The following is a 668-nucleotide window of genomic DNA, read 5'->3' as shown; positions in this document are numbered from 1 at the left end:
AAATAATCTATGTGATCTCCATGAGGCACCGCTTCGTGGCCACAACCTGGACCATGAACATGATCTCCGCAGGAGTGTAAAGGCTTACACCCATCTGGATTAGCGTCACTAACCTCGATGGTATGTTCATCGTAGTGATCTTCATGAGGGTGGTGTAGATGCCCGTCATGAATATAGTCGATATGATCGCCATGACGAATCGCAGTATGTCCACAGTTTGGGCCATGAGTGTGATCAGGGTGGGATGAAGTGTTTGAGCAAGACATAGTATTCCTCCACAATCCGAATATTAATCAGCGGTCTATGTCAGTTTAGTCGACTATGAATGCCTTAGTATCAAAAGTACTCAGGTGATAAGATCATTTTGTTATTACTAACATTGAGCTTCAGTCATTTAGTGCGCTTCTATCTTTAAGCACACATCGAAAAACAAGCGATTTTCAGGTCTGCAATGTCTGTTTAGGTAATTGAACTAGGTCAAAGTTAGACCAGAAAACTCGGCCAAATACTAAACCGATCCCTAATGACGGTTTAGGAGGTATTTCTACCAAATTGGNATGACCGCTTTCTCATGAAAGTGAATGCCCGCAAACCAAGATTTCTTTCCTGACTGAAGTTCCGCTTTCCTCTTTTAGCCAACGTACAGCACCAACTCATATAATATTGTT

At 42.3% G+C, this 668-nt stretch carries 1 protein-coding gene; it reads right to left on the bottom strand.

Going from position 1 to position 668, the window contains the following annotated elements:
- Positions 1-266 (bottom strand): hypothetical protein (locus tag A3762_RS10350; protein ID WP_082869065.1); only part of this gene is annotated, 266 nt, incomplete at its 3' end.
- Positions 267-668: the final 402 nt, after the last annotated feature.

The organism is Oleiphilus sp. HI0125 (genome assembly GCF_001635355.1).
The sequence above is the reverse complement of the archived record's forward strand: the minus strand, read 5'-3'. Positions and strand labels throughout refer to the sequence as shown.